This is a genomic window from Cobetia sp., from assembly GCF_983723665.1.
Genome location: NZ_CFDJES010000062.1, coordinates 6,589 through 8,561 on the forward strand (window position 1 = coordinate 6,589; position 1,973 = coordinate 8,561).

The 1,973-nt window shown below is 61.9% G+C and carries 2 protein-coding genes; one reads left to right on the plus strand and one right to left on the minus strand.

The features are described 5' to 3' along the window. The coding region (locus AC4FAH_RS08115) for an alpha-hydroxy acid oxidase (RefSeq protein ID WP_490245879.1) at positions 1–969 on the minus strand (969 nt) is incomplete at its 3' end. A gap of 252 nt (positions 970–1,221) precedes the next feature. Between AC4FAH_RS08115 and AC4FAH_RS08120 the strand changes: the two genes are divergently transcribed. Next, positions 1,222–1,973: hypothetical protein (locus AC4FAH_RS08120; protein WP_490245880.1), on the plus strand; the 752-nt coding region annotated here is incomplete at its 3' end.

Here is a 1,973-nt window from a genome sequence, read left to right on the forward strand (position 1 = left end):
GGCACCCATCGCCACCGCCTTGAGCACATCCTGTCCGGAGCGGATGCCGCCGTCCATGTGGACCTCTGTCCTGTCGCCGACTGCCGCGAGAATGTCCGGTAGGGCGGAGATGGAGGAGGCGGCACCATCCAGCTGACGTCCGCCGTGATTGGAGACGATCACCGCATCGGCGCCCGCCTGCACGGCCAACTCGGCATCTTCCGGCTCCATGATGCCCTTGATGATCAGCTTGCCGCCCCAGCGGTCCTTGATCCATTTGATGTCGTCCCAGCTCAGGCTCGGATCGAATTGGCTGGCGGTCCATTTCGAGAGGGAACTCAGATTCTCGGCATCCTTCACGTGGCCGGCGATATTGCCGAAGGTATGGCGCCTGGTCTTGAGCATGCCGGCACACCAGCGCCACTTGGTGGCCAGATCGAGCACGGTCGCCACGGTGGGGCGAGGGGGCACGCTCAGGCCGTTGATCAGGTCCTTGTGGCGCTGGCCGATGATCTGCAGGTCAGCGGTGAGTACCAGCGCGGAACACTCCGCTGCCTTGGCGCGATCGATCAGCCGCCCGATATAATCCTTGTCACGCATCACGTAAAGCTGGAACCAGAAGGGCCGTGAGCTGACGGACGCGACGTCCTCGATGGAGCAGATGCTCATGGTCGAGAGCGTGAAGGGAATACCGAAGTCACTCGCTGCGCGCGCGGCCAGCATCTCGCCATCGGCATGCTGCATGCCGGTCAGGCCAGTCGGCGCGATCGCCACCGGCATGGCCACCTCCTCGCCGAGCATCTTCGTGCGCAGAGTGCGATTGTCCATGTCGACCATCACCCGTTGGCGCAGTCCGATCGCGGCGAAGTCGGCCTCGTTGGCCCGATAGGTGGACTCCGTCCACGAGCCGGAATCGGCATAGTCGTAGAACATCTTCGGCACGCGGCGTTTCGCCAGGCGTTGCAGATCATTGATGCAGGTAATGGTCATTCCGAACTCCATCTGTGGTGAGTAGCGCGAGGCTGATTTGGTCCCTTGCGCTACTGTCGCCGAATCCGGTCTTGCCCAGCTATAAGCGATACGTCTAGTGGGAAGCGTCTGGAGGGTGGAATTCATTGAAGGAGAATGTTTCTGGTCGGTCGTGAGCGAAATAGATGATTGATCCAGCGTGTGTCGCTGATTGTCATCTTTGCTTGGAATACTGGGATATTGGGATGATTCCCCAGTGGATGGAGAGATGGCATGGATCAGGCCTGGCCTGAAAGCACGCGCGACAACCTTCGATTTCTGTGTTCGGAAGTGGATAGCCAATATGGCTGGCTGCAGGCGTTCGTGTCCGCGCCGACGGCGGCCATGGCGCGCAAGCTGCTGGAGCGCCAGGGGTACGCCGAGAACCTCTGCCAGCGTATCGAACAGGCATGCCCTGAAGCCCGAAACCACAAGCGCTCGCACGCGCGGGCCCGCTTCCATCAGAGCCTGGTCGAGGTCGCCAGTGGTCTGGCACGGCTCAGTGAGCTGGCGCGCAGTTGTCTGGAGCAGCTGATTCGCGTCGATGATGTCCAGCTGGTCGATGATGTCGTGCTGGTCAAGTCGCTGCGCCGTGTGCGTCGCGGCATTCTGCGCAGCGAGATGTCTCTGGAGAACGGCTCCCTGTCCCTGGCCCTGAAGCTCGCGCGCAGTCGCGAGAAGCTGAAGCGGGACAGTGAAGGTCGCATCCGGGCACTCACCGGCCAGCTCAAGAAGAAGCGCGCTCCCGCCGAAGACCTGACACATCTGCTGTTCGTGGCTCGGGAAATCAGCCAGATGGGCGAGGTGCTGGGGCAGCTGGGTGAGGCGATCATCTCGGCAACCCTCGGTCAGTCACTCAACTTCGAGCGCTATGCCTCGCTGACCCACCTGGTCAATGAACTCGGTGATGGCAGTCAGACGGCGGGCGAGATGCGCGTCGACACTTTGGCCGAGACACGTTCCGGCAGCCGGATCTCGGGGATTGC